The organism is Shouchella tritolerans (assembly GCF_025770735.1).
In the GTDB taxonomy this organism is placed as follows: Bacteria; Bacillota; Bacilli; order Bacillales; family Bacillaceae_D; genus Shouchella; species Shouchella tritolerans.
In genome coordinates, this window is sequence record NZ_JAODPB010000001.1 from 1,271,273 (window position 1) to 1,292,433 (window position 21,161).

The 21,161-nt window shown below is 45.7% G+C and carries 17 protein-coding genes, 1 other RNA gene and 1 riboswitch; of the genes, 16 read left to right on the plus strand and 2 right to left on the minus strand.

Going from position 1 to position 21,161, the window contains the following annotated elements:
* The first annotated feature begins 14 nt into the window (after positions 1 to 14).
* The 6 genes from N6H06_RS06065 to ssrA all read left to right on the plus strand — a co-directional run bounded on the left by N6H06_RS06065 (position 15) and on the right by ssrA (position 5,354).
* Positions 15 to 749 (plus strand): alpha/beta hydrolase, encoded by a 735-nt coding sequence (locus N6H06_RS06065; protein ID WP_062746468.1) that lies wholly within the window; start codon positions 15 to 17, stop codon positions 747 to 749.
* Positions 730 to 1,476 (plus strand): alpha/beta hydrolase, encoded by a 747-nt coding sequence (locus tag N6H06_RS06070; RefSeq protein WP_263705851.1) that lies wholly within the window; start codon positions 730 to 732, stop codon positions 1,474 to 1,476. Before N6H06_RS06065 ends, N6H06_RS06070 begins: the two co-directional genes overlap by 20 nt.
* Positions 1,477 to 1,502: 26 nt before the next feature.
* Entirely contained in the window at positions 1,503 to 3,842 is a 2,340-nt protein-coding gene (rnr, locus tag N6H06_RS06075; protein WP_263705852.1) for a ribonuclease R, read from the plus strand.
* Positions 3,843 to 3,960: 118 nt separating this feature from the next.
* Positions 3,961 to 4,356 carry a DoxX family protein gene (locus N6H06_RS06080; protein WP_263705853.1) on the plus strand — a complete coding sequence of 132 codons (396 nt, stop codon included), beginning with the start codon at positions 3,961 to 3,963 and terminating at the stop codon, positions 4,354 to 4,356.
* Between the two features lie 83 nt (positions 4,357 to 4,439).
* Entirely contained in the window at positions 4,440 to 4,910 is a 471-nt protein-coding gene (gene smpB / locus N6H06_RS06085; protein ID WP_035202732.1) for an SsrA-binding protein SmpB, read from the plus strand.
* A gap of 89 nt (positions 4,911 to 4,999) precedes the next feature.
* Positions 5,000 to 5,354: a transfer-messenger RNA gene (gene ssrA, locus N6H06_RS06090) on the plus strand.
* A 68-nt stretch (positions 5,355 to 5,422) separates the two neighbouring features.
* Here ssrA and N6H06_RS06095 read toward each other — a convergent pair.
* Complete coding sequence (locus N6H06_RS06095; protein ID WP_062746475.1) at positions 5,423 to 5,803, minus strand: VOC family protein; 381 nt, start codon at positions 5,801 to 5,803, stop codon at positions 5,423 to 5,425.
* A gap of 248 nt (positions 5,804 to 6,051) precedes the next feature.
* On the opposite strand from N6H06_RS06095, the gene N6H06_RS06100 reads away from it, so the two are divergent.
* The 4 genes from N6H06_RS06100 to N6H06_RS06115 all read left to right on the plus strand — a co-directional run bounded on the left by N6H06_RS06100 (position 6,052) and on the right by N6H06_RS06115 (position 10,601).
* On the plus strand, positions 6,052 to 7,431 hold the full coding sequence (locus N6H06_RS06100; protein WP_212954137.1) for a YjiH family protein: 1,380 nt from the start codon (positions 6,052 to 6,054) through the stop codon (positions 7,429 to 7,431).
* Between the two features lie 13 nt (positions 7,432 to 7,444).
* Positions 7,445 to 8,728, plus strand: a complete 1,284-nt coding sequence (locus N6H06_RS06105; protein ID WP_263705854.1) for an aspartate aminotransferase family protein — start codon at positions 7,445 to 7,447, stop codon at positions 8,726 to 8,728.
* Positions 8,729 to 9,052: 324 nt separating this feature from the next.
* Entirely contained in the window at positions 9,053 to 9,667 is a 615-nt protein-coding gene (locus N6H06_RS06110) for an esterase/lipase family protein (protein ID WP_213028927.1), read from the plus strand.
* A gap of 298 nt (positions 9,668 to 9,965) precedes the next feature.
* Complete coding sequence (locus tag N6H06_RS06115; protein WP_062746480.1) at positions 9,966 to 10,601, plus strand: glycosyltransferase family protein; 636 nt, start codon at positions 9,966 to 9,968, stop codon at positions 10,599 to 10,601.
* Positions 10,602 to 10,630: 29 nt separating this feature from the next.
* Here N6H06_RS06115 and N6H06_RS06120 read toward each other — a convergent pair whose 3' ends face one another.
* Positions 10,631 to 12,388 carry an SgrR family transcriptional regulator gene (locus N6H06_RS06120; RefSeq protein WP_212954134.1) on the minus strand — a complete coding sequence of 586 codons (1,758 nt, stop codon included), beginning with the start codon at positions 12,386 to 12,388 and terminating at the stop codon, positions 10,631 to 10,633.
* A gap of 112 nt (positions 12,389 to 12,500) precedes the next feature.
* Here N6H06_RS06120 and N6H06_RS06125 point away from each other — a divergent pair, with 112 nt between their 5' ends.
* The 6 genes from N6H06_RS06125 to gcvH all read left to right on the plus strand — a co-directional run bounded on the left by N6H06_RS06125 (position 12,501) and on the right by gcvH (position 20,353).
* The gene (locus N6H06_RS06125) at positions 12,501 to 13,751 is read left to right on the plus strand and encodes an MFS transporter (RefSeq protein WP_263705855.1); all 1,251 of its coding nucleotides are present in this window, start codon (positions 12,501 to 12,503) and stop codon (positions 13,749 to 13,751) included.
* A gap of 217 nt (positions 13,752 to 13,968) precedes the next feature.
* Positions 13,969 to 16,332, plus strand: a complete 2,364-nt coding sequence (locus N6H06_RS06130; RefSeq protein ID WP_263705856.1) for a 3-hydroxyacyl-CoA dehydrogenase/enoyl-CoA hydratase family protein — start codon at positions 13,969 to 13,971, stop codon at positions 16,330 to 16,332.
* An 18-nt stretch (positions 16,333 to 16,350) separates the two neighbouring features.
* Positions 16,351 to 17,529 carry an acetyl-CoA C-acetyltransferase gene (locus N6H06_RS06135; protein WP_263705857.1) on the plus strand — a complete coding sequence of 393 codons (1,179 nt, stop codon included), beginning with the start codon at positions 16,351 to 16,353 and terminating at the stop codon, positions 17,527 to 17,529.
* Between the two features lie 23 nt (positions 17,530 to 17,552).
* A complete protein-coding gene (locus tag N6H06_RS06140; RefSeq protein WP_062746489.1) occupies positions 17,553 to 19,337 on the plus strand; it encodes an acyl-CoA dehydrogenase family protein in 1,785 nt (594 codons plus the stop codon).
* Positions 19,338 to 19,520: 183 nt separating this feature from the next.
* Positions 19,521 to 19,883, plus strand: coding sequence for an arsenate reductase family protein (locus N6H06_RS06145; protein ID WP_212954130.1), 363 nt, complete (start codon positions 19,521 to 19,523; stop codon positions 19,881 to 19,883).
* An 83-nt stretch (positions 19,884 to 19,966) separates the two neighbouring features.
* Positions 19,967 to 20,353, plus strand: coding sequence for a glycine cleavage system protein GcvH (gene gcvH, locus N6H06_RS06150; protein ID WP_011247828.1), 387 nt, complete (start codon positions 19,967 to 19,969; stop codon positions 20,351 to 20,353).
* Between the two features lie 642 nt (positions 20,354 to 20,995).
* A riboswitch (SAM riboswitch) is annotated at positions 20,996 to 21,101 on the plus strand.
* Positions 21,102 to 21,161 lie beyond the last annotated feature (60 nt).

Sequence of the window (21,161 nt, forward strand, 5' to 3'; positions counted from 1 at the left end):
AGGAGGAACCTTTTGTGATTGGGTGTTTATGCATACATGGCTTTACTGGGGATCCGTGGGAAGTACAGCCCATTGCAGACGAACTAGCAAAGCAGCCTGGCTGGCTTGTTTACACGCCTGTATTGCCTGGCCACGGGCAAGGGAGTTTGCGGGAGTTAAAAAATGTGACGTACAAACAGTGGGTATTTGCTGTTGAAGTAGCGGCTGAAGAAATGAGAAAACGGTGCGACCGCCTTTATGTGATTGGTTTTTCCATGGGTGGAATGCTCGCCAGCTACATAGCAGCCCGTTTTCCCGTGGACAAGCTTGTACTTTTAAACGCTGCGGCCTACTATATGAATCCGAAACAGTTTGTAAAAGATATGTTCTCTGCCATTCGCTACCATCTGACTGGCGAACAAGAAGGCGATGAGCTGATTGAACTTTATGAAAGGAAATTCCGGACAACGCCATTCGCCGCCGTGCGCCAATTTCTGCAACTGGTCCAAAAAACAAAGCCTTATGCAAGTAAAGTGACGGTGCCAACGCTCATTATCCAAGGGGAGCTTGATGGTCTTGTCCCGTTAAAGTCTGCTTATTATCTTTATGATGTGATCGGGTCAAAGACAAAAGAAATCAAAGTGATGAAACGATCACGCCATATGATTTGCCATGGATATGAAGCCGATAAAGTGATTGAGGAAATTAAAACGTTTCTGACAGATAGACAAACAGAGAGGGAAGATGACAATGAAATTAGTGCCACCTAAACCTTTTACATTTGAAGGAGGACAGCGGGCTATTCTGTTATTGCATGGCTTTACAGGAACGACTGCTGATGTCCGCATGCTTGGCCGCTTTTTGCAAAAGCATGGCTATACATGCCACGCGCCTCTATATAGAGGGCATGGCGTGCCACCAGAAGAGCTTGTTAAGTACAGCCCAAAAGATTGGTGGGCCGATGTGCAGGCGGCGTATGAAAAATTGCAACAAGATGGCTATAAGGAAATCGCAGTGTGCGGATTATCCCTTGGCGGTGTTTTTTCATTAAAAGCAGGTTTCTCTATGCCCGTAAAGGGAATCATATCGATGTGTGCCCCAGTCCGCCCTAAAACGGAGGAAGCAATTAAAGATGGGATGCTCCGTTACGCGAAAGAGTACAAGCATCTTGAAAAGAAAGACAACGCTGTGATCGAAGCTGAAATGCGCGCACTTGCCGAAAAATCACTTGAGCCCCTTTATCAGCTGCGGCAACTGATGGATGACGTACGGGAGCAGCTTGACTTGATTTATGCGCCAACGTTTGTTGTCCAAGCTCGCCATGACGAAATGATCGATACCGAAAGCGCTACGATTATTTGCAACAATGTTGGCACAGACGACAAAAAGCTAAAGTGGTATGAACATTCGACCCACGTGATTACACTCGGTGAGGAGAAAGAACAGCTCCACGAAGATATACTCGAGTTTTTAAATCACTTAGATTGGTCAAACTAAAAACAAAAGCTAGAAGGAGGGAAATAATGGCTGCTCGATTAAAAGAAGAGCTCCTTGCCTATTTTCAAAATGAGGCGAAAAAGCCTGTTACAGTAGATGAACTAGAAGAGCAGTTCGGCATAGCTTCTGGTGATGCCTTTAAAACGCTGATCCAAGGCTTGAATGAGCTGGAAGAAGAAGGGAGCATTGTGCGTACGCGGACAAACCGCTATGGCATCCCCGAAAAAATGAATTTAGTGCGTGGCCGTGTCCAAGGCCATGCAAAAGGATTCGCCTTTGTGTTACCTGAAAACGGCGAGGAAGACATTTATGTTCCACAAGGTTCCTTGTCAGGGGCCATGAATGGCGACATCGTCCTTGTCCGCATGGATGAACGGACAAGCGGCGCCCGGGCGGAAGGAAAAGTGATCCGCATTATTGAACGGAAAGTGACAGAAGTTGTCGGCGAATATAAACAGTTTTCTTCGTATGCGTTAGTGGTTGCCGACGACAAACGGATTAGCGCGGACTTCCTTGTTGTCAACGGGCAGGAAAAAGGTGCAGTCGATGGCCACAAAGTAATCGCGACGATTACAAAATATCCAGAAGGCCGCTTCGGCGGGGAAGCAGAAATAAAAGAAGTGCTTGGCCATAAAAATGACCCAGGCATGGACATTCTGTCGATCATTTACAAATATGGCATTTCTCAAAGTTTTTCCGAAGAAGCGCTTGCACAAGCGGCAAACGTGCCAGATGCGATCTCAGAAGCAGACTTGCAGGAAAGGCGCGACTTAAGGAATGAGGAAATCGTCACCATTGATGGAGCTGATGCCAAAGACCTAGACGATGCTGTACAAGTAAAAAAATTAGAAAACGGCCATTTTTTGCTAGGCGTACACATTGCTGATGTTTCCCATTATGTCGAAGAAGGGTCGCCAATTGATAAGGAAGCGTCTGACCGCGCTACGAGCGTCTATCTAGTTGACCGTGTGATTCCGATGATTCCACACCGCCTTTCGAATGGCATTTGCAGCTTAAACCCAAAAGTAGACCGTTTGACGCTGTCTTGCCAAATGGAAATCGACCAAAATGGTGGCGTTGTGAACCACGAGATTTTCCAAAGTGTCATTCGAACGACAGAGCGAATGACGTATAGCGACGTCAACAAAATACTAGTCGAACAAGACGAGGCCTTGAGAGAGCGCTATGAAGCGCTAGTGCCGATGTTTGAAGCAATGGAAGAATTGGCACAGGTTTTAAGAGACAAACGCTTCGCCCGTGGCGCCATTGACTTTGACTTTAAAGAAGCAAAAGTGCTTGTCAATGAAGAAGGCAAAGCGACAGATGTTGTACTGCGAGAGCGCTCAGTTGCGGAGAAACTAATTGAAGAATTTATGCTTGCCGCTAATGAGACAGTTGCTGAACATTTCCATTGGCTAAAATTGCCTTTTGTATACCGGATCCACGAAGACCCTGATGCGGATAAATTCAATTCGTTTTTAGAGTTTATTACTGGGTTTGGCTATGTGGTTCGGGGCACAGCTAATACCGTCCATCCCCGTGCCTTGCAAGCCCTTTTAGAGGAAATTGCTGGGGAACCAGAAGAAATGGTGATTAGCCGCGTCATGCTCCGCTCAATGAAACAGGCGAAGTACGACGTCCACCCTGTCGGCCACTTTGGGTTGTCAGCAGACTTTTATACCCATTTTACTTCGCCAATCCGCCGGTATCCTGATTTGCTCGTCCATCGCCTCATCCGCACTTACTTGATCAAAGGCAAAACGGATCGCAATACGACGGCAAAATGGCAGGAAGTTCTGCCTGGTTTAACAGCTCACGCATCGGAAATGGAGCGACGCGCAATTGACGCTGAACGGGACACAGACAGTGTGAAAAAAGCCCAATACATGGAAGATAAAATTGGGGAGACGTTTACAGGGATCATTAGCGGCGTTACCAACTTCGGTTTATTTGTCGAATTGGAGAACACGGTAGAAGGGTTAGTCCATGTTAGCTATTTGACAGACGATTACTACCATTATGACCAAAAGCATTATGCGATGATTGGCGAACGAAGCGGCACCGTTTTCCGCATCGGCGATGAACTCGAAGTCCGTGTTATTCAAGTAAATGTCGAAGAAGCATCGGTCGACTTTGAAATTGTCGGTATGCAGCCGCGCAAGCCGCGGAAAACACCTGAGCGGCCAAAAGTGATTGATGGCGGAAAAAGACAGCAGCGGAACGGAAAAAAACGTGACAAGAATCGTTTGACAGGCGATCCGAAAATAGATGGCAACCGGTCAACGGCAAAGCGGAAGAAAAAACCGTTTTATGAAAACGCCCCTAAAGCGAAGCGAAAAAAAGGCCGTCGTAAAACACGAAAATGACAGCTTTTGGATAGTGTCCCGTCGTGTATGACTAGGACATCCGACAGTTTCTTACATGTACCTTCTTGCACGATGCTTGTTTTCTCTCGTACACTACAAGCAATAAGGAGGGAGAAACGTGACAAAAACAGAAATTGGCATATTGCTTGTCCGTGTCACAACAGGAATCATTTTCCTATTCCACGGGCTTGATAAGTTTAATGGCGGAATTGAAGGGACGGGCGCGTTTTTTGATTCAATCGGCATTCCAGCAGCAATGGCGAGCGTTGTTGCCTTTGTCGAGATCATTGGCGGGCTCGCCCTTATCCTCGGATTAGGCACACGTATTATTGGCGCTGTGTTTGCGGCGATTATGGTTGTGGCCATCATAACCGCCAAATGGGAAGCAGGCCTGCTTGGCGGCTACGAGCTTGATCTCATTTTGCTGGTAACTTCGCTTTTGCTTGTGTTAAACGGCAGCAAACTGCTTGCCATCGATCAGCTTTTTGGAAAGAAAAAGCGCCGTCGCTTTTAACGTCTGTCGTTTAGAGAAATTGACGAATGACCGCTCCATTGGTACGATAAAAGGAAGATGGTAGAAAGATGCAGGTGGAACGCATGGGAGAAACGACAGAAGGCAAAGTTGTTGCACAAAATAAAAAAGCACGCCATGATTATTTTATTGAAGAAACATTTGAAGCGGGCATTGTCCTAACCGGAACAGAAATCAAGTCGATTCGGGCTGGAAAAATGAATTTAAAAGATTCGTTTGCCCGCATCAAAAATGGCGAAGCTTTTCTGTACAATGCCCACATCAGTGAATACGAACAAGGCAACCGTTACAACCACGAACCGACACGGCCGCGGAAACTGTTGCTCCATAAAAAACAAATCAATACATTAATTGGGCAAACGCAGCAAAAAGGCTATTCAATCGTGCCATTAAAAGTCTATATTAAAAACGGCTTTGCCAAAGTGCTTATCGGACTGGCAAAAGGGAAGAAAAACTACGATAAGCGAGAGACATTACGGCGAAAAGACGCGAAGCGCGAAGTAGAACGGGCGATAAAAGAGCGAATGCGCGGTTAATGGAAGTGGGAAACGGCAAATTGTTGACATTTCAACAGAATGTAGTATAATGAAATATCCAGGCATTGACCTGGACTTTTCAAAAACAAGGGGACGTTTTGGATTCGACAGGGATAGGTCGAGCTTGCGTTGCGAGCCGAGGGGTCGGCCTCGTAAAAACGCACAAGCCAATAACTGGCAAAGAAAACAACAACTTCGCTCTAGCTGCGTAAGCTAAGCGGTCTCTCCTCTCCATCGCCCATGTGGAGTGGCTGAGACTCAACTTTAGTGGGATACGCCTTTCTCCCCCCGCCTGAGGGAGAGGGAAGAGACTAATCAGGCTAGCTGCACGGAAGCCTGTCTTTGGGCTGAAGTGCTAGCGAAATACGAATACAAAGACTACGCTCGTAGAAGCGTAAGTGTCGTTATCTCTGGACGTGGGTTCAATTCCCACCGTCTCCATATAAAAGCCACGGAAGTGTTGATTTATCAACATTTCCGTGGCTTTTCTTTTTGGAGCGAATCGACTTGTTTCAGAATTTACCCTTGTCACATTGTACATTAAATTTGTTCCCATCAGGATCATAGAAATCTAAAAATAGATTGCCAAGCCCATCATCCATAATGTTTTCCACTTTGACTGCGTTGCTTTTTAAGTGATTGGCTAACTCTTTTATATGTTTGCATTGAAAGGCAATCACTGGATGTGCTTGATTGTTGACTTTAAATGTTGCAGTAGTTTGATGAGTGGATTCAACTAAAAATAACATTTGGCCAGAGGGAAAATTTAATTGTGCTTGTCTCTCCTCTTCACTATGCCAAACAAATTCAAGGTGTAGTATTTCCTTATACCACTTGATCGCATTTTCTAAGTGTGACACGGGAACATGACAATACAGTATTTGTTCTAACATAATGGGCCTCCTGGATTTTTAGGTTTATCAAGTACAATTCGCTCGATTTTTTGTAAAATCCTGTTGGTCCTTCGTGGCTGTTTCAATAAACCTTTATATCCAATCCTCCTAACATCCCTTTTTGACTGTCAATCAGTCTTCAAAAATAGAGCTCGGTAAACATCGCCAAAATAAAAGATTCCTAAACGGCCATTATTTGTGTATAATTATCAAATACATAGATTAAATATACAGAATGGGTGTCTACTATGGAATCATACAAATCGGTACAATCAAACAAACAGCATCCTATACGGTCGCGCCATCTTGCGACGTTTCTTATTCCTTCTTTAGCCGGAGCGGTCCTGTTTTTAGTCCCTGTGAAAATAGACGACAATTGGACTGTTTTCATTGGCTATTTGGCTGGTTTAATAGAAGGCGGCCTTTCTGGCGTTTTGCCTAGCTTTTTATTGGCCTTGCTCGTGTTTTCCGGTGTTGCTTCGTTTTTGACTTGGGCGTTTAAACCTAGATTTATCTTGGACAAGCCAGCCTTGAAAACATTGTTTTATACATCTTTTACTTGGACGGCGATTCGCGTCCTCGGCGCTGTATTTGCACTAATGGTCATGACGGGGACTGGAATGGAAATGGTGTACAGCCCAGCAACAGGTGGGACAGTGTTTACGGATTTATTGCCTGTTCTTGCCGTTTGGTCGGTTGTAATGGGCCTGCTAATGCCGCTTTTGCTTGACTACGGGTTGATGGAGTGGCTTGGTACGCTTGCCCAAAAAATTATGCGCCCACTGTTCAAATTGCCAGGGCGCGCTTCTGTTGATTCTCTTGCCTCGTGGATGGGCAACAACATGATGAGCATTTTAATCACGATCAATCAATATGAAAATCGCTATTATACTAAAAAAGAGTCTGCTGTGATCGTCACGAATTTTACGATCACATCTATAGGCTTCAGTTTAATTATCGCTAAAATGCTAGGGTTGGAACATCGCTTTGTATCTTTTTACATGACGGTTCTTGTTGGCGTTTTGCTCGCTGCTTTTATTTGTCCGCGCATTCCGCCGCTATCGACAATGAAAAATACATATCACCTCGACCAACCTGGTGCGATAAAAGAAACGGCGGTCACAGGTTCTATATGGAAAAGCGCCTTTGCCCGTGGCGTCGATAAGGCCAAACAAGCGCCCCGTATAAGCACAGTGTTAAAAAAAGGGGCATTCAACGCATTGGATATTTGGTTCGGCATGTTGCCACTTGTAATGGCAATCGGCACGCTTGCCTTAATGGTCGCCGAATATACACCTGTATTTACGTACCTTTCCTATCCACTTGTGCCTGTATTGGAATGGATGCAGATTCCAGACGCAGAGGCAGCTGCGCCAGCCATGCTTGTCGGCTTTGCAGATATGTTTTTGCCAGCTATACTAGGAGCAGGGATTGAAAGCGAGTTGACGCGTTTTGTCATTGGCGCTGTTTCGCTCATTCAACTTGTTTACATGTCTGAAATTGGCGTTATGCTTATTCGTTCAAGCATCCCGATCAACTTCTGGCAACTGTTTGTCATCTTTATTCAACGTACAGTGATTGCTTTGCCTGTCGTTGTGTTGATTGCCCACTTTATGATTTATCGTTAAAGGAGTGCCCTTAATGCCACAAGAATGGAATGATTTAGCACAAACAATTCCGTACCGCCTTGCACCAAGCATGGCGAAAGACCATCCGAACTTGCCTGTAGAAAAAGAAGAAGGCTGTTATTATTACGGTGTCGACGGAAAAACCTATTTAGATTTTACATCAGGCATTGCTGTGACCAATGTTGGACACCGCCATCCAAAAATTGTCGCGGCGATCCAAGAAGAAGCTGGACGTTTTACGCATGGGCCAATTGGCGTCATCCAGTATGAATCAATTTTACAGCTTGCCAATGAGCTGGCTGAAATCATGCCAGGTGATTTAGATTGCTTCTTTTTTGGCAACAGTGGAACCGAGGCTGTAGAAGGAGCGCTTAAACTTGCCCGCCATGTGACAAAACGCCCGTACGTCATTTCTTTTAATGGCTGTTTCCATGGACGGACGCTTGGGTCGCTTAGCGTTAGTACGTCAAAAGCTAAGTACCGCAAGCACCAGCCTGCACAAGGGATGGCTTATCAAATTCCATATTATATGCCTGGCGATACGGAAGAACAAGCAATTGCCAAGCTTGAGGATTCATTTGCCTCCTTATTTGCCCACCAAGTATCAGCAGATGAAGTGGCAGCCGTCATTATTGAACCTGTTCTTGGGGAAGGGGGGTATATTGTACCGCCTGCCTCTTGGTTAAAACGAATTCGGTCTATTTGTGACGCGCACGGAATGTTGCTTATTTTTGACGAAGTGCAAACAGGGTTTGGCCGGACAGGAGAGTGGTTTGCCGCACATACCTTTGGTGTCGTGCCTGACATTATGGCGATTGCAAAAGGGATTGCTTCTGGGCTGCCACTTAGTGCAACTGTGGCCAATCATAAGCTTATGCAAAAGTGGCCTCTAGGAAGCCATGCTACGACTTTTGGCGGCAACCCCATTGCGTGTGCGGCGGCACGGGCAACAATTGCAGTAATAAAAGAGGAACAGTTGCTCGACAATGCCAAACAAGTAGGTGCATATGCAAAAGAACGCTTGAGCGCCATGCAACAAAAATGGCCGCAAATTGGTGCTGTTCGCGGTATAGGGATGATGTTTGGTATTGAAATGGTCGACCCTGAAACGGGCGAAAAAGACGGAGACACTGCTGCAAAGATTTTGGACCTTGCATTAGAAGAAGGCGTTCTCTTTTATTTTTGCGGCAATGCCGGAGAAGTGTTGCGGATGATTCCGCCATTGACTGTTACCAAAGCGGAAATCGATGAAGGCTTAGCGAAATTGGATCGGGCATTATCGCGGCTAAACGAGTAGGTACAGGTACCGATACGCCCTTTCATTAAGTTTTTGGACAACAAAGTGTAGCGTGTAAAAGGCGTTCACTTTTACCACATTAAATGAAAAGCAGCAGTAGCTGCTTTTTTTGTTTTTTATCTAGTAGTTATGGAGCAACATGCACAGCATGTCTCTTTTTTGTATAGACCATTCTTTCTTAACAACGCTTCCTCAAAATGAAAAAACTTTTCGTGATACAAAAAACATCATTTTTACAGTTGGGAAAATTCATATAACGTAGCGTAAAGCAGCATAATCATGTTATTTTGTAACCGATTCTAATGTACGAAGAGGAGGATTATGGTGAAATTGATTCGCTTGTCATTTTTAACTGTTCTAATATGTTTGCTTACATGGGGAATTGCTTATTCTTCTGAAGCCCACGCACAACAAACGTCGAGTCTCGATTTTGATAAACCGATTGTGCTTGTACACGGGATTGGAGGAGCGGGTTACAATTTCTATAGCATTGAAAGAAAGTTAAGAAGCATTGGCTACGATCGATCTGACTTACATGCAATAGATTTTGCCGACCGCTCCGGCAACAATTATAGAAACTCCCGGCAATTAAGGGACTTTATTAATGATCTGCTAACAGATTATGATGTGGACGAAGTAAATATTATAGCCCACAGCATGGGAGGAGCGAATACACTACGGTACCTTACCCAACTTGGCGGCGTAGAACATGTAGACAAAGTTATTACGCTAGGAGGAGCCAACCGGTTGGGAGCAAGTTCAGTGCCAGACGGGGTCAGCTTTACATCCATTTATAGCAGCTCCGATTTAATTGTAGCAAACAGTTTATCGCGAATTGACGGGGCAAATAACATCCACGTTCCAGGCGTAACACATCTACTTCTTTTGACAAATAACAGGGTTCAAGATCTGATTATTGAGGCATTAGAAAAGGAATAAAAACAGGTGTCTTTCTTCGGATAGGCGCCTTTTTTCGTGCTTTGGAGGGAAGCGGGATCTTAATAAGAGACTTGTTGTCTGTTAAGCGAATAAGGATAAGGCAACCTAGTACTAAAGAGGACTGCTAAAGCGAAGCTAGTGCAAACTTTATGATGTACAAGAAATAGGCTAATAATGGAGTAAATACTTTTTATACATAAAAACATATATAAGGCAAATAAAAGACGATTTGTAGGTGATCACCATCTTGTTTTCTGTGGAATATACTATTCAATCAGCAAGCAGGAGGGGTCGGCACATGGATCGGCAAAAAGTGTGCTTTATTAGCTGTGTCAATGATGAAGATCAGTATGCCCGGGCTGCCAGCCATATTGACATGCTTTATCCGCCAAAAGGAGTAACGGTAGAAAAAATTGCGATACGTCATGCAAAAAGCATGGCAAGTGGCTACAATGAAGCAATGAAAAAAAGCGATGCTCGTTACAAGGTGTATATTCGCCAAAATACGATGATCATAAATCGAATGTTTTTGCATGATTTGCTGTTTTTATTTGAACAACATCCTGACTTAGGCATGTTCGGCGTCATTGGCGCAAAGGACTTGCCTGCTTCAGGTATTTGGTGGGACAGTCCCACCAAAGCCGGTAAAATTTTGGAACATCGTCATACGTATGGTTATTTATCGTTTTTAGAAGCGGAGTATGCATACCAACAAGTCGAGGCGATTGATGGCGTCTTAATGGCTACCCAATACGATTTGCCTTGGCCGGAAATGGTTGATGGCTGGCATGTATATGACACCGCCCAATCTCTAAAATTCCAGCAAGCTGGATTAAAAGTTGGTATTCCTCATCAACCACACCCGTGGGTTTTACACGAGTCCGCCTCGGCGCGCTATGTCTCCTTGTTTCAAAAATGGCGAAACTCCTATTGATGGCATCACCTAAAGGTGTGTTGCTAGGCCTAAGATGTGCCGCGTTTCATCCAAATCGTTGTGTAATCGACCCAGCCATAAGCATTTAATGCCACGTTTTTTACGTATTCCGGATACAACGCAAATTGTTTTAACCGGTAGAGAGGGATGAGATAATGTGCTTGGCAAAGCGATGTTTCGATTGATTGTAAGTCGGCCAGCAATGTTTCCGTTTCGAATTCTTGATGCCATAAACGCTTTGCTTTTTCCAAATAGTCTGTTCCTAAGTGGGAACAAAGAAATCGATGGCGATCAAAAAACGCAGAAAAATAGCCATACACTTTGTCCTCGTAGCCAAGCTGCTCGCCGAGCAAAAGGTCTGCTTTTTGTTCTAGGTCTAACTCCTGAAGCTCCTGATAAGGAAGGAGGTGGAGCCGCACAGAAATGCCTTCTGCTTCGAGCGTTTGTTTAATCCAACCAGCGTCCCTTTCATTGCCAGCTCCAGTGTAGCTATATAGCTGAAGCTCTTCTCCATGGTAGTTGCTTTTTAACAAGCATGCCTCTCCTTTTTGCCTGTTACGAGTCCTTAGGATACTATGCCCTTGAGCGAAAACACGATTAGCTGGAATACTGCGGGTGCCACCAATGTCTTGAATCATTGAATGTGGATCTAAAAAATGAAACAGCGCCTCGCGCAATCGAGTGTCGTTGGCACAAAGGCCGTGCTTTCCGTTTAACGAAAGGAGTTTGCAGCCTATGTCCGTTGATTGCTGCTGCTGGAAATGATGATCTCCTTTTTCGACGTAGGGGTAATGATAAAAATTTAATTGGTTTGCGGCTAAGAATGCTGTCTCTGATTCGTTGTCATAAAGGGCTGGGAATATATACATGGTCACTGCATCAAGATGCGGTCTCGTACAAAAGTAGCGCGGAAATGCTTGAAGGCGAAGGCGCTTACTTGAATGGTCCGACAAGGAGAAAGGTCCTGTACCGACTAGAAAAGAAGTAGCTTTGTCTTTATAGACAATTGCCCCTCCTAATGAAGCGGCAAACGCTAGAAAGTGGGGTGTAGGTTTAGAAAAACAAAACTCCACTGTGTAAGGACCAAGGGCAGATAGGCGGTGCAAATGTCGGATACCCCAATAATAGGGCGACTTATCCGTATGGCGTAGAAAACTGGCGCCAACCTCCTCAGCGGTACAAGGCTGCCCATTATGAAAGAAAATGTTTTTCCGCAAATAAAAAGTCCACTTTGTGTTTGTAGTGTCCGTTTCCCAATAGTGGGCCAAGTCAGGAATGTAACAGTCGTTTTTAGGATCGTACCGTACGAGTTGGTTGAATAAATGGCTCATCAAATGATTTTCTGTACGGCGGTGTATCGTTGCGGGATCTAATGCGCTAACACCACGATAAGTAGGAAAACGGAGATGATCCTCTTGCTCTATTCGCTCATGGTCAATTGAATTTATAATGGACTCGATAAAGGCGCGGCTGCTCGCGTGTGAGCGTGAATAGGTTTGAACGAGTTGAATCGCCGCATCAAGAGATTGCTCAAAAGCGCGCTTCTTTGCTTCAGCAATGACGACAGCATCGTAGTCTGCCAACAAGCGAATACAGGAAACATGGCCTCGGCCTTTTCCTGGCCGCCATTCAATCCAGCCACGCTTTTGCATTTTTTGGACAAGCAATTTTGCGTTCCGCTCTGTACATGAAAGCTCGTGTGCTAAAGTACGGACAGAAAGGGGCTGTAGTGCTTGTGAGTAGTTTAATTGTTTGGCCAAAATAAGGTAGTGCTCAAACAGTTCCATTGTTCCGAGCCTCCTGTCTTTATAAAAAGAGGAAAAATAACTATATACAGTTTACACTTTTTTTCCCGTTTTGGGACCGCCATAATGGAATGAAAGAAAAGGGGCGGTTTTATTGCAAGCAAAACAGGAGGAAAAAAAAGGGGAACGCCTGCAGGGATCCCCACAAAAGAAAGTGGTAGCGGTAGCGTTATTAACAGCCGCGGCTGTGCTTGGCGACTCAATGTTGTTTATTGTGTTGCCCCTTTACTGGCAGGAGTTTGGCCTTACAGCTATTTGGCAAATTGGCATATTGTTATCTGTCAATCGCTTCGTCCGTCTGCCAATCAATCCGCTTGTCGGTTGGTTTTATAGCAAGTTTGAATTGCGAACTGGCGTGCAATTGAGCCTTATTTTGGCGACGGCTACGACTTTTTCGTACGGCTTTTTCCAAAGCTTTGCTACTCTTGTCGTTGCACGGGTTGTTTGGGGGATTGCATGGGCTTTGCTACGTATTGGCGGCATGGTTGCTGTAGTGGAATTTTCCACCAAAGACAATCGTGGCAAACTGATGGGCACATACAATGGTTTATGGGGGATTGGCGGACTGGTCGGTATGTTGGCAGGGGGCATTTTCGTCGAACAGCTATCTGTATTTCCAGTCACGACTGCTTTCGCGACGATTGGCATAATGGCTTTCGTCTTCGCCCCATTTGTCATCCCGAAACGCCAACAACAAGATGGCGAAAAACGGTTTACTCATGCTAGGGGAGATGAAAAAACCCTTTCGCCATTTACCATGCTTGTGTTCGCAACAGGCCTAACGATGGGGTTCGTTGTGTTCGGACTGTTTTCGGTTACGCTCAGCCCGCTTGTTGAGCGCGCAATGGGTGGGCAACCGCTGGAAGCATTTGGTGTAATCATCGGCGCAGCTTCAATTGCAGGAATCCTTCAAGCCTTACGCTGGGCCTGGGATCCATTCGTTGCCCCTTTTTATGGGAAAATGCTAGACCGTAGGCCACTTTCGCATTCGTGGATTTACTTGCCTATGCTGGGGATTGGTTCGCTATTTGCGCTATTTGCGCTGCTTAATTCGTTTTGGCTTTTGTTGGGTGTCGTACTTATATTTCAACTTTTATCCACCTTTTTTGTGACCACTGCCGATACGCTTGCAGCTCGGGCGGCAGCGCAAGGGAATAAAGTCAAAGTGATGACGATCCAGTCAGTCGTTGTCGATGTAGGAGCAGCGACTGGGCCTCTTGTATCGTTTTTCATTGTGGATAACTATGAATTGGCGCCTTTGTATTGGCTAGCTACCGTTTTTTTAGGTGTTCTGTCTGTTTTTTGGATTGCCTATAGCCTAAAGATGCGACGCAAGCCAACTTGACGAATAGGAGCTGTCGTAAGCAGTTGCCGAAGCTCCTATTCAGCAACTGCCTTCCTTATTCAAAAAAAGAAAAACGAGCCAAAAAAAAGAAAATTTCTTATTGCAAACGCTATCATAATTGACTATAGTAAAAGAAAGCCTTCTTTGAGAAGCCCTTTTTTTAACGTTAAAAATGAATGAGTGTTCATTCGGTTTGATATTTGAGAGGAGGAATACGATGGTTCGTCCTATCCGCAAAGCAGCAGTCATTGGCGCCGGCGTAATGGGTGCAAGCATTGCAGCACACTTAGCGAATGCTGGGATTTCCGTTTTACTGCTAGACTTAGCACCGCAAGATGATGGCAAAAGCGCCACAAACGTGGCAACGCTTACGAAAAAGCGGAGCCGCAACTACCTTGTGGAACAGGCGATTGCAAAATTGAAAAAGCAAAAGCCGGCCCCATTAGCTTCAAAACAAGCACTTCATTTGATTGAAGCGGGAAACTTAGAGGATGACTTTGACAAACTAAAAGAAGCTGACTGGATTATTGAAGCGATTATTGAGAACTTGGAAGCAAAAACACAGCTATTGGCTAAAATTGACGAAGTCCGCGCTCCTCGAGCAATTGTAACATCCAATACTTCTGGCATATCGGTTGAAGCAATGTCGAAAGAAAGGAGCCAAGATTTTAAAGCCCACTTTCTCGGCACGCACTTTTTTAATCCACCGCGTTATTTAAAATTGCTTGAGGTAATCCCAACGAAAGAAACGAAACCCGAGGTTACAGAATTTATCCGTGATTTTGCTGAAACGGCGCTTGGCAAAGGGGTTGTTGAAGCGAAGGATACGCCTAATTTTATCGCCAACCGCATTGGCACGTATGGATTGCTTGTCACAGTCGATGAAATGCTTAAAGCCAATGCATCGATCGGTGAAATTGATTCTGTGACAGGGCCACTCATCGGCAGGCCGAAGAGCGCGACATTCCGGACACTTGATGTAGTTGGACTGGATACGTTCTTACACGTGGCCAAAAATGTCTACGAGGAGACAGAGGGCACTGAAAAAGCGATGTTTGATCCCCCGGCTTTTATGAAAGAAATGGCGAAGCGTGGGTGGATTGGCGCAAAAAGCGGCCAAGGTTTCTACTTGAAAGAAAACGGGACCATTTACGAACTAAATCCCCACACGCTTGAGTATGAACCGCGTAAAAAAATGAAAGCGCCTTCTATTGAGCAAGCGAAGTTAATTAAATCGAAATCTGCTAAGTTGCGTGCGGTTGTATGGGCAGACGATGCCGCAGGAAAATTGCTCTGGTCGATTTTAAAACCAGTATTGCTATATGCAGCCGAGAAAACAGCGGAAATAGCTCATGATTTGTTAGCGGTCGATGAAGCGATGCGCTGGGGCTTTGGCTGGGAAATGGGCCCATATGAGCTTTGGGATGCGCTCGGTGTAAAAGAAACGGTGGAAAAAATGCAACTTGAGGGCGAATATGTGCCGGTATGGGTGACGGCTATGCTTGAACAAGGCCATACGTCGTTCTACAAAGAGGGCGCTTTCTACCATGACGGCGACTATCTTCCTGTTCGTACCCATAAAAAGCAGCTGCCTTTAAACGTGCTGAAAAAAGACAAGACAATTACAAAAAACACAGGGGCGTGTTTAATCGATATCGGTGACGATGTCGCCTTATTGCAGTTTACTTCGCCTAACAATACGATTGGCCTTGATGTTATCCAAATGATCCACAAAGCAATTGACGAGGCAGAAGCAAATTATCGCGGCCTTGTAATCGGCAATCAGGGGAAAAATTTCTGTGTCGGCGCTAACTTAATGATGATGCTAATGGAAGCGCAAGACGACAACTTTTTTGAGCTTGATCTCGTGATAAGGCAGTTCCAAAAAGCAACGGCGCGTATCCGGTATGCAAATGTCCCTGTTGTAACCGCTCCCTTTGGAATGACGCTTGGCGGCGGCACTGAGATCAGCTTGCCAGCTGCAAGCATCCAAGCAGCCCACGAAACGTATATGGGCTTAGTGGAGACTGGCGTGGGCCTTATTCCAGGCGGAGGGGGCAATAAAGAACTGTACCTGCGCAATATAGCCCGTTATGGCAGCGACAATCTTGCTGATTTGCAAAAAGCGGCGCGAAAGACGTTTGAAACCATTGCTACCGCCAACGTATCCACATCAGCGGCAGACGCGAGGGAAAAAGGCTTTTTGTCTGAACGGGACGGCATTACAATGAACGACTTTTTCGTTAATAACGATGCCAAGCAGCGTGTTCTGTCTTTAGCAGATGGGTATCGGCCGCCTGCAAAAACAAAGATCCCTGTGACAGGAAGAGCAGGTTATGCGACGTTGATGCTTGGCGCCAAAATGATGGAATGGGGCGGTTATGCATCAGAGCATGATTTAAAAATCGCCAAAAAGCTAGCGTTCGTCCTTTCTGGAGGCCAGGTGTCAGAAGGTACGCTAGTTGATGAATCTTATTTGCTTGATTTGGAAAGGGAAGCGTTTTTAAGTTTGATCGCAGAACCGAAAACGCAGCAGCGGATGCAGCATATGCTTACGAAAGGAAAACCGTTGCGCAATTAATAAAGGAGGGCGGCATCTATGAAAGAAGCAGTTATTGTGGCAGGTGCGAGGACACCAGTCGGGAAAGCGAACCGCGGCTCTTTTAAACATGTGCGTTCCGACGACTTAGGCGCCATTGCCGTGAAGGAAACATTGCGCCGCGCCAAACAAGTCGAACCGGAAGAAATTGACGATTGCTTGATCGGCTGTGCCATGCCTGAAGCGGAGCAAGGGATGAACATGGCCCGAAATGTAAGCGTGCTTGCGGGCATTCCCCAATCAGTTCCAGCAGTGACAATTAACCGCTACTGCGCTTCCGGCTTGCAAACAATCGCTTATGGGGCCGAACGGATTATGCTAGGGCATGCGAAAGCAATCATTGCAGGTGGCGCAGAATCAATGAGCATGATTCCAATGGGAGGTCACGTCGTCAAACCGAACCCAACATTGATCGACGAAGCGCCGGAATATTACATGTCAATGGGCTATACTGCGGAAGAAGTGGCGCGCCAGTACGGCATTAGCAGGGAAGACCAAGACGCGTTTGCGGTAGAAAGCCATAAACGAGCAGTGGCGGCGCTTGCTAATCAGCGCTTTAGCGACGAAATCGTACCTGTTCCTGTCGTTGAACAGCACTTTGGGGCAGACGGAACGGTTCAAACAACGGAACGACTTGTTGAAACAGATGAAGGCGTGCGCGCAGATACAACGATCGCCGCACTTAGCAAGCTAAAGCCAGCATTCCAGCTTAAAGGGACGGTAACAGCTGGGAATTCATCGCAAATGAGCGATGGCGCCGCGGCTGTCCTGCTCATGGACAAAGAAGAAGCGGAAGCTCGGGGGTTAGAACCACTTGTAACGTTTAAAAGCTTTGCTGTTGCAGGGGTAGCGCCTGAAGTGATGGGGGTTGGCCCAATTGAGGCAATTCCAAAGGCGGTGCGCCTGGCAGGGCTGGAACTTGAAGATATTGGATTGTTTGAGTTAAACGAGGCTTTTGCTTCCCAAGCACTTGCCGTCATACGTGAATTGGGGCTTGATTACGACAAAGTCAATGTCAATGGCGGAGCGATTGCCTTAGGGCATCCACTTGGCTGTACGGGCACAAAATTAACGTTGTCGCTCATCCATGAAATGAGGCGGCGCGATGAACGATTTGGTGTTGTGACGATGTGCATTGGTGGCGGCATGGGGGCTGCTGCTGTGTTTGAACGACATTAAACAATTGGGGAGGCGAACCGAGGATGAGCAACACGACTGAAAAACGTTTTAAAGGTGGCGGCTTTTTGCTTGAAGATATGGAGCCTGCCCACATCTTTACATTGGAAGACTTAACCGAAGAACAACAAATGATTGCTCGTACGACAAAGGATTTTGTGGAAAAAGAAGTTTTGCCTTATGTCGATGAAATTGAACAGCATCAATTTCAACATACGACAAGGCTGTTGAAAAAGGCTGGGGAATTGGGGCTGCTTGGCGCTGATGTCCCAGAAGAATATGGCGGGCTTGGACTTGATAAGATCAGCTCTACCCTCATTTCGGAAGAATTTTCAAAAGCCGGAGCGTTTGGGTTAAGCCACGGGGCCCATGTCGGCATCGGCACGTTGCCAATTGTTTTCTTCGGCACGAATGAGCAAAAGAGCAAATACTTGCCTGGCTTGGCCAGTGGCGAAACATTTGCCGCTTATGCCTTAACGGAGCCTGGCTCAGGTTCAGATGCGCTGAGCGCCAAAACGACGGCCGTTCTAAACGAAGCAGGTACACATTATGTCTTGAATGGAGAAAAGCAGTGGATTACCAACTCTGCTTTTGCGGATGTGTTCATTGTTTACGCTAAGGTAGACGGCGAAAAATTCACTGCGTTTATCGTCGAACGAACGTTTGATGGTGTCAGCACCGGGCCAGAAGAAAAGAAAATGGGCATTAAAGGATCATCAACGCGTACGCTAATATTAGAGGATGTTGCAGTGCCTGTCGACAATGTCCTTGGTGAGATCGGCCGTGGCCATGTCATTGCCTTTAATATTTTAAATATTGGCCGCTATAAACTTGGAGTCGGTTGTATTGGCGGTGCTAAACGGGCCTTGGAACTGGCAGCGACGTATGCGACAGAGCGGAAGCAATTTAAAACAACGATCGCTTCATTCGCTTTGATTCAAGAAAAACTCGCTTCCATGGCAACCGAAATTTACGCGTCAGAAAGCGCCATTTACCGAACAGGTGGACTGATTGAAAGCCGTTTTGCCAGCTTAAGCGAGGAAGAAAAAAACGACGGCCGTGCTGTTGCCAGCGCGATTGCGGAATACGCCATTGAATGTTCATTGAATAAATTCGCCGGTTCGGAAACGTTGGATTTTGTAGCTGACGAGGCCGTGCAAATCCATGGTGGCTATGGCTTTATGGCTGAATACGAAGTAGAGCGGATTTATCGTGATTCTCGGATTAACCGGATTTTTGAAGGCACGAATGAAATCAATCGTTTGCTTGTCCCTGGCACGCTTATGCGCAAAGCGTTAAAAGGCGATTTGCCGTTTTTGCAAAAAGCGCAAGCATTGCAAGAAGAATTAATGATGCTTATGCCACAAGAAATCGATGATACACCGTTGGCACAGGAAACACATTTATTGGCAATGGCAAAGAAAGTATTTTTGATGGTCGCTGGAACAGGCGCGCAAAAATACGGAGCGCAACTGGATCAAGAACAAGAAGTCCTTGCTGCGGTAGCTGATATTGTCAGCGATATCTATTCAATGGAGTCAGCGATTTTGCGGACGCAGAAAGCATTTGACGCGTCTTCACCAGAGAAAGAGCAGCAAAAACTTCTATTAACAGAAGTGTTTACACAAGAGGCAATCAACCGGATCGAAGCAAATGCGAAAAAGGCGTTGTCTTATATGGAAGAGGGAGACACGCTGCGCACGATGCTTTCGATGTTGCGCAAGCTAACGCGCCATCAGCCTGTTAATGTGGTGGCGAAAAAACGGGAAATCGCCAAAGCGATCATTGCTGAAAAGCAGTACGTGATTTAAGGTAGCCATTTTGGGGCTTTTGGCCCCAAATAAAAATACAATGCTCCTCTCGCAAGGGGCATTCTCCTCTCACTGAAGAAGCCTAATTACGGGCTTCTTCTTTCATGTGAGCCAAAAAGTTGTGTATGCGATGGTTTTCGGTAATAATAGACACGAGTCCACTGGATAGAAAGGATGCTGGAAATGGGTGTAACGGTTTATCAATATCCAAAATGTTCTACTTGCCGAAATGCATTAAAATGGCTTGATGAACATGGTATTTCTTATGAAGCCATCAATATTGTCGAGGCACCGCCGACAAGTACAACACTGAAGGAACTTCACCAAAAAAGCGGTTTGCCGTTAAAAGCGTTTTTCAACACAAGCGGAAAAAAATACCGGGAGCTCGATTTAAAGAACAAGCTCGGCGAGATGAGCGATGAAGAGCAATATCAGCTACTAGCTAGTTCAGGTATGCTGATAAAACGCCCGATTGTAACGGATGGCACAAAAGTGACACTTGGCTTTAAAGAAGATCAATTTCATGACGTTTGGTCAACTTTTTAGTGATGTAACAAGAAGATTTCCTTTCGCTTATGAGCGATTTCCTGTATGATAAACTTCGAAAAGACCACATTGGAGGGGTTAACATGAGTAATTTACCTGAAGAGCTTAAGTATTCCGAAGAACACGAGTGGGTAAAAACGGAAGACGGCAAAGTCCGTATTGGCATCACTGATTTTGCCCAATCTGAACTAGGCGATATTGTCTTCGTTGAACTTCCTGAGGTAGGCGACGAGATCGAAGCGGACGAGCCATTCGGCAGCGTTGAGTCCGTAAAAACTGTCTCTGAATTGTATGCGCCAATTAGCGGAAAAGTTGTTGAGGTCAATGAAGAGCTTGATGATTCTCCAGAGCTTGTCAATGAGTCACCTTACGAAAAAGCGTGGATGATCGTCGTTGAGCCTGCTGACGCAAGTGAAGTAGACAAGCTTATGTCAGCAGGGGAATATGCTGAGATGATTAGCGAAGATTAATGCCTTAGCTCTCCTTCTGGCTGATCTTCCCTCGGATACAATTTTCCTTGGCGTGCACTCTAAAGATAGGCATTAAGCCAGAGGAGATTTGGTGGGAAGAAGCAAGTATAGAAACGGTTGTCGCAAACGAACGGAGAAGGCTAACCGCTTCAGGTGCCGTAGTGAAAAGCTGCGGCACTCCAATCGGCTATGTCTTCATCGCAAGATTGAGGCTTTCTATATGAGTTGACTAGTGGAGAGATGGAAATGTTCGCTAAGCGAACACGAATGGATCGGATAGGGAAGACTTGCCTGGCAGGGGGCGAGTCTTTTTTTCTGATACCGGTAAGGTTTTGCTTAATTCGCGCGAGGCAGTTCGATTATTAGTTTTAGGAGAGAATACCCCATCCTCAAGGAAGGTGAGGGGCGTAGCCCAATGAGTAGGGGGATGAATCCCCTTCGAGATCGTAACGCAAGTATTAATCTTAAAAACGAAGCGATAACCGTAGGAACTACGGGGATAGCCTAATCAAAACGTTCGGTTACGAAGGTATTCTTAGGAATTCCTCACTAGTGGGGGAGTTCAAAAAGAAAGAATTGACGCCGCCATAAAGCCATGCTATGATACGGCTACATTAGAGTGTGATAAAACAACCATATTCATTCTTATCGAGAGAGGTGGAGGGACTGGCCCAATGAAACCCGGCAACCGCAAGTTCGCTTGAAGGTGCTAAATCCTGCAAAGCATATGGGCTTTGGGAGATGAGAGGGAAGCAACAGCACCCTTTCTGTCTGTCCGGCAGAAAGGTTTTTTTATGGAGGGACATTG

Bases quoted from the DNA above. Each gene is read 5' to 3' on its own strand.
- N6H06_RS06070 (WP_263705851.1), top strand. From the start codon at position 730: ATGAAATTAGTGCCACCTAAACCTTTTACATTTGAAGGAGGACAGCGG.
- rnr (WP_263705852.1), top strand. From the start codon at position 1,503: ATGGCTGCTCGATTAAAAGAAGAGCTCCTTGCCTATTTTCAAAATGAG.
- smpB (WP_035202732.1), top strand. From the start codon at position 4,440: ATGGGAGAAACGACAGAAGGCAAAGTTGTTGCACAAAATAAAAAAGCA.
- N6H06_RS06095 (WP_062746475.1), bottom strand. From the start codon at position 5,803: ATGTTAGAACAAATACTGTATTGTCATGTTCCCGTGTCACACTTAGAA.
- N6H06_RS06100 (WP_212954137.1), top strand. From the start codon at position 6,052: ATGGAATCATACAAATCGGTACAATCAAACAAACAGCATCCTATACGG.
- N6H06_RS06105 (WP_263705854.1), top strand. From the start codon at position 7,445: ATGCCACAAGAATGGAATGATTTAGCACAAACAATTCCGTACCGCCTT.
- N6H06_RS06115 (WP_062746480.1), top strand. From the start codon at position 9,966: ATGGATCGGCAAAAAGTGTGCTTTATTAGCTGTGTCAATGATGAAGAT.
- N6H06_RS06120 (WP_212954134.1), bottom strand. From the start codon at position 12,388: ATGGAACTGTTTGAGCACTACCTTATTTTGGCCAAACAATTAAACTAC.
- N6H06_RS06130 (WP_263705856.1), top strand. From the start codon at position 13,969: ATGGTTCGTCCTATCCGCAAAGCAGCAGTCATTGGCGCCGGCGTAATG.
- N6H06_RS06135 (WP_263705857.1), top strand. From the start codon at position 16,351: ATGAAAGAAGCAGTTATTGTGGCAGGTGCGAGGACACCAGTCGGGAAA.
- N6H06_RS06140 (WP_062746489.1), top strand. From the start codon at position 17,553: ATGAGCAACACGACTGAAAAACGTTTTAAAGGTGGCGGCTTTTTGCTT.
- N6H06_RS06145 (WP_212954130.1), top strand. From the start codon at position 19,521: ATGGGTGTAACGGTTTATCAATATCCAAAATGTTCTACTTGCCGAAAT.
- gcvH (WP_011247828.1), top strand. From the start codon at position 19,967: ATGAGTAATTTACCTGAAGAGCTTAAGTATTCCGAAGAACACGAGTGG.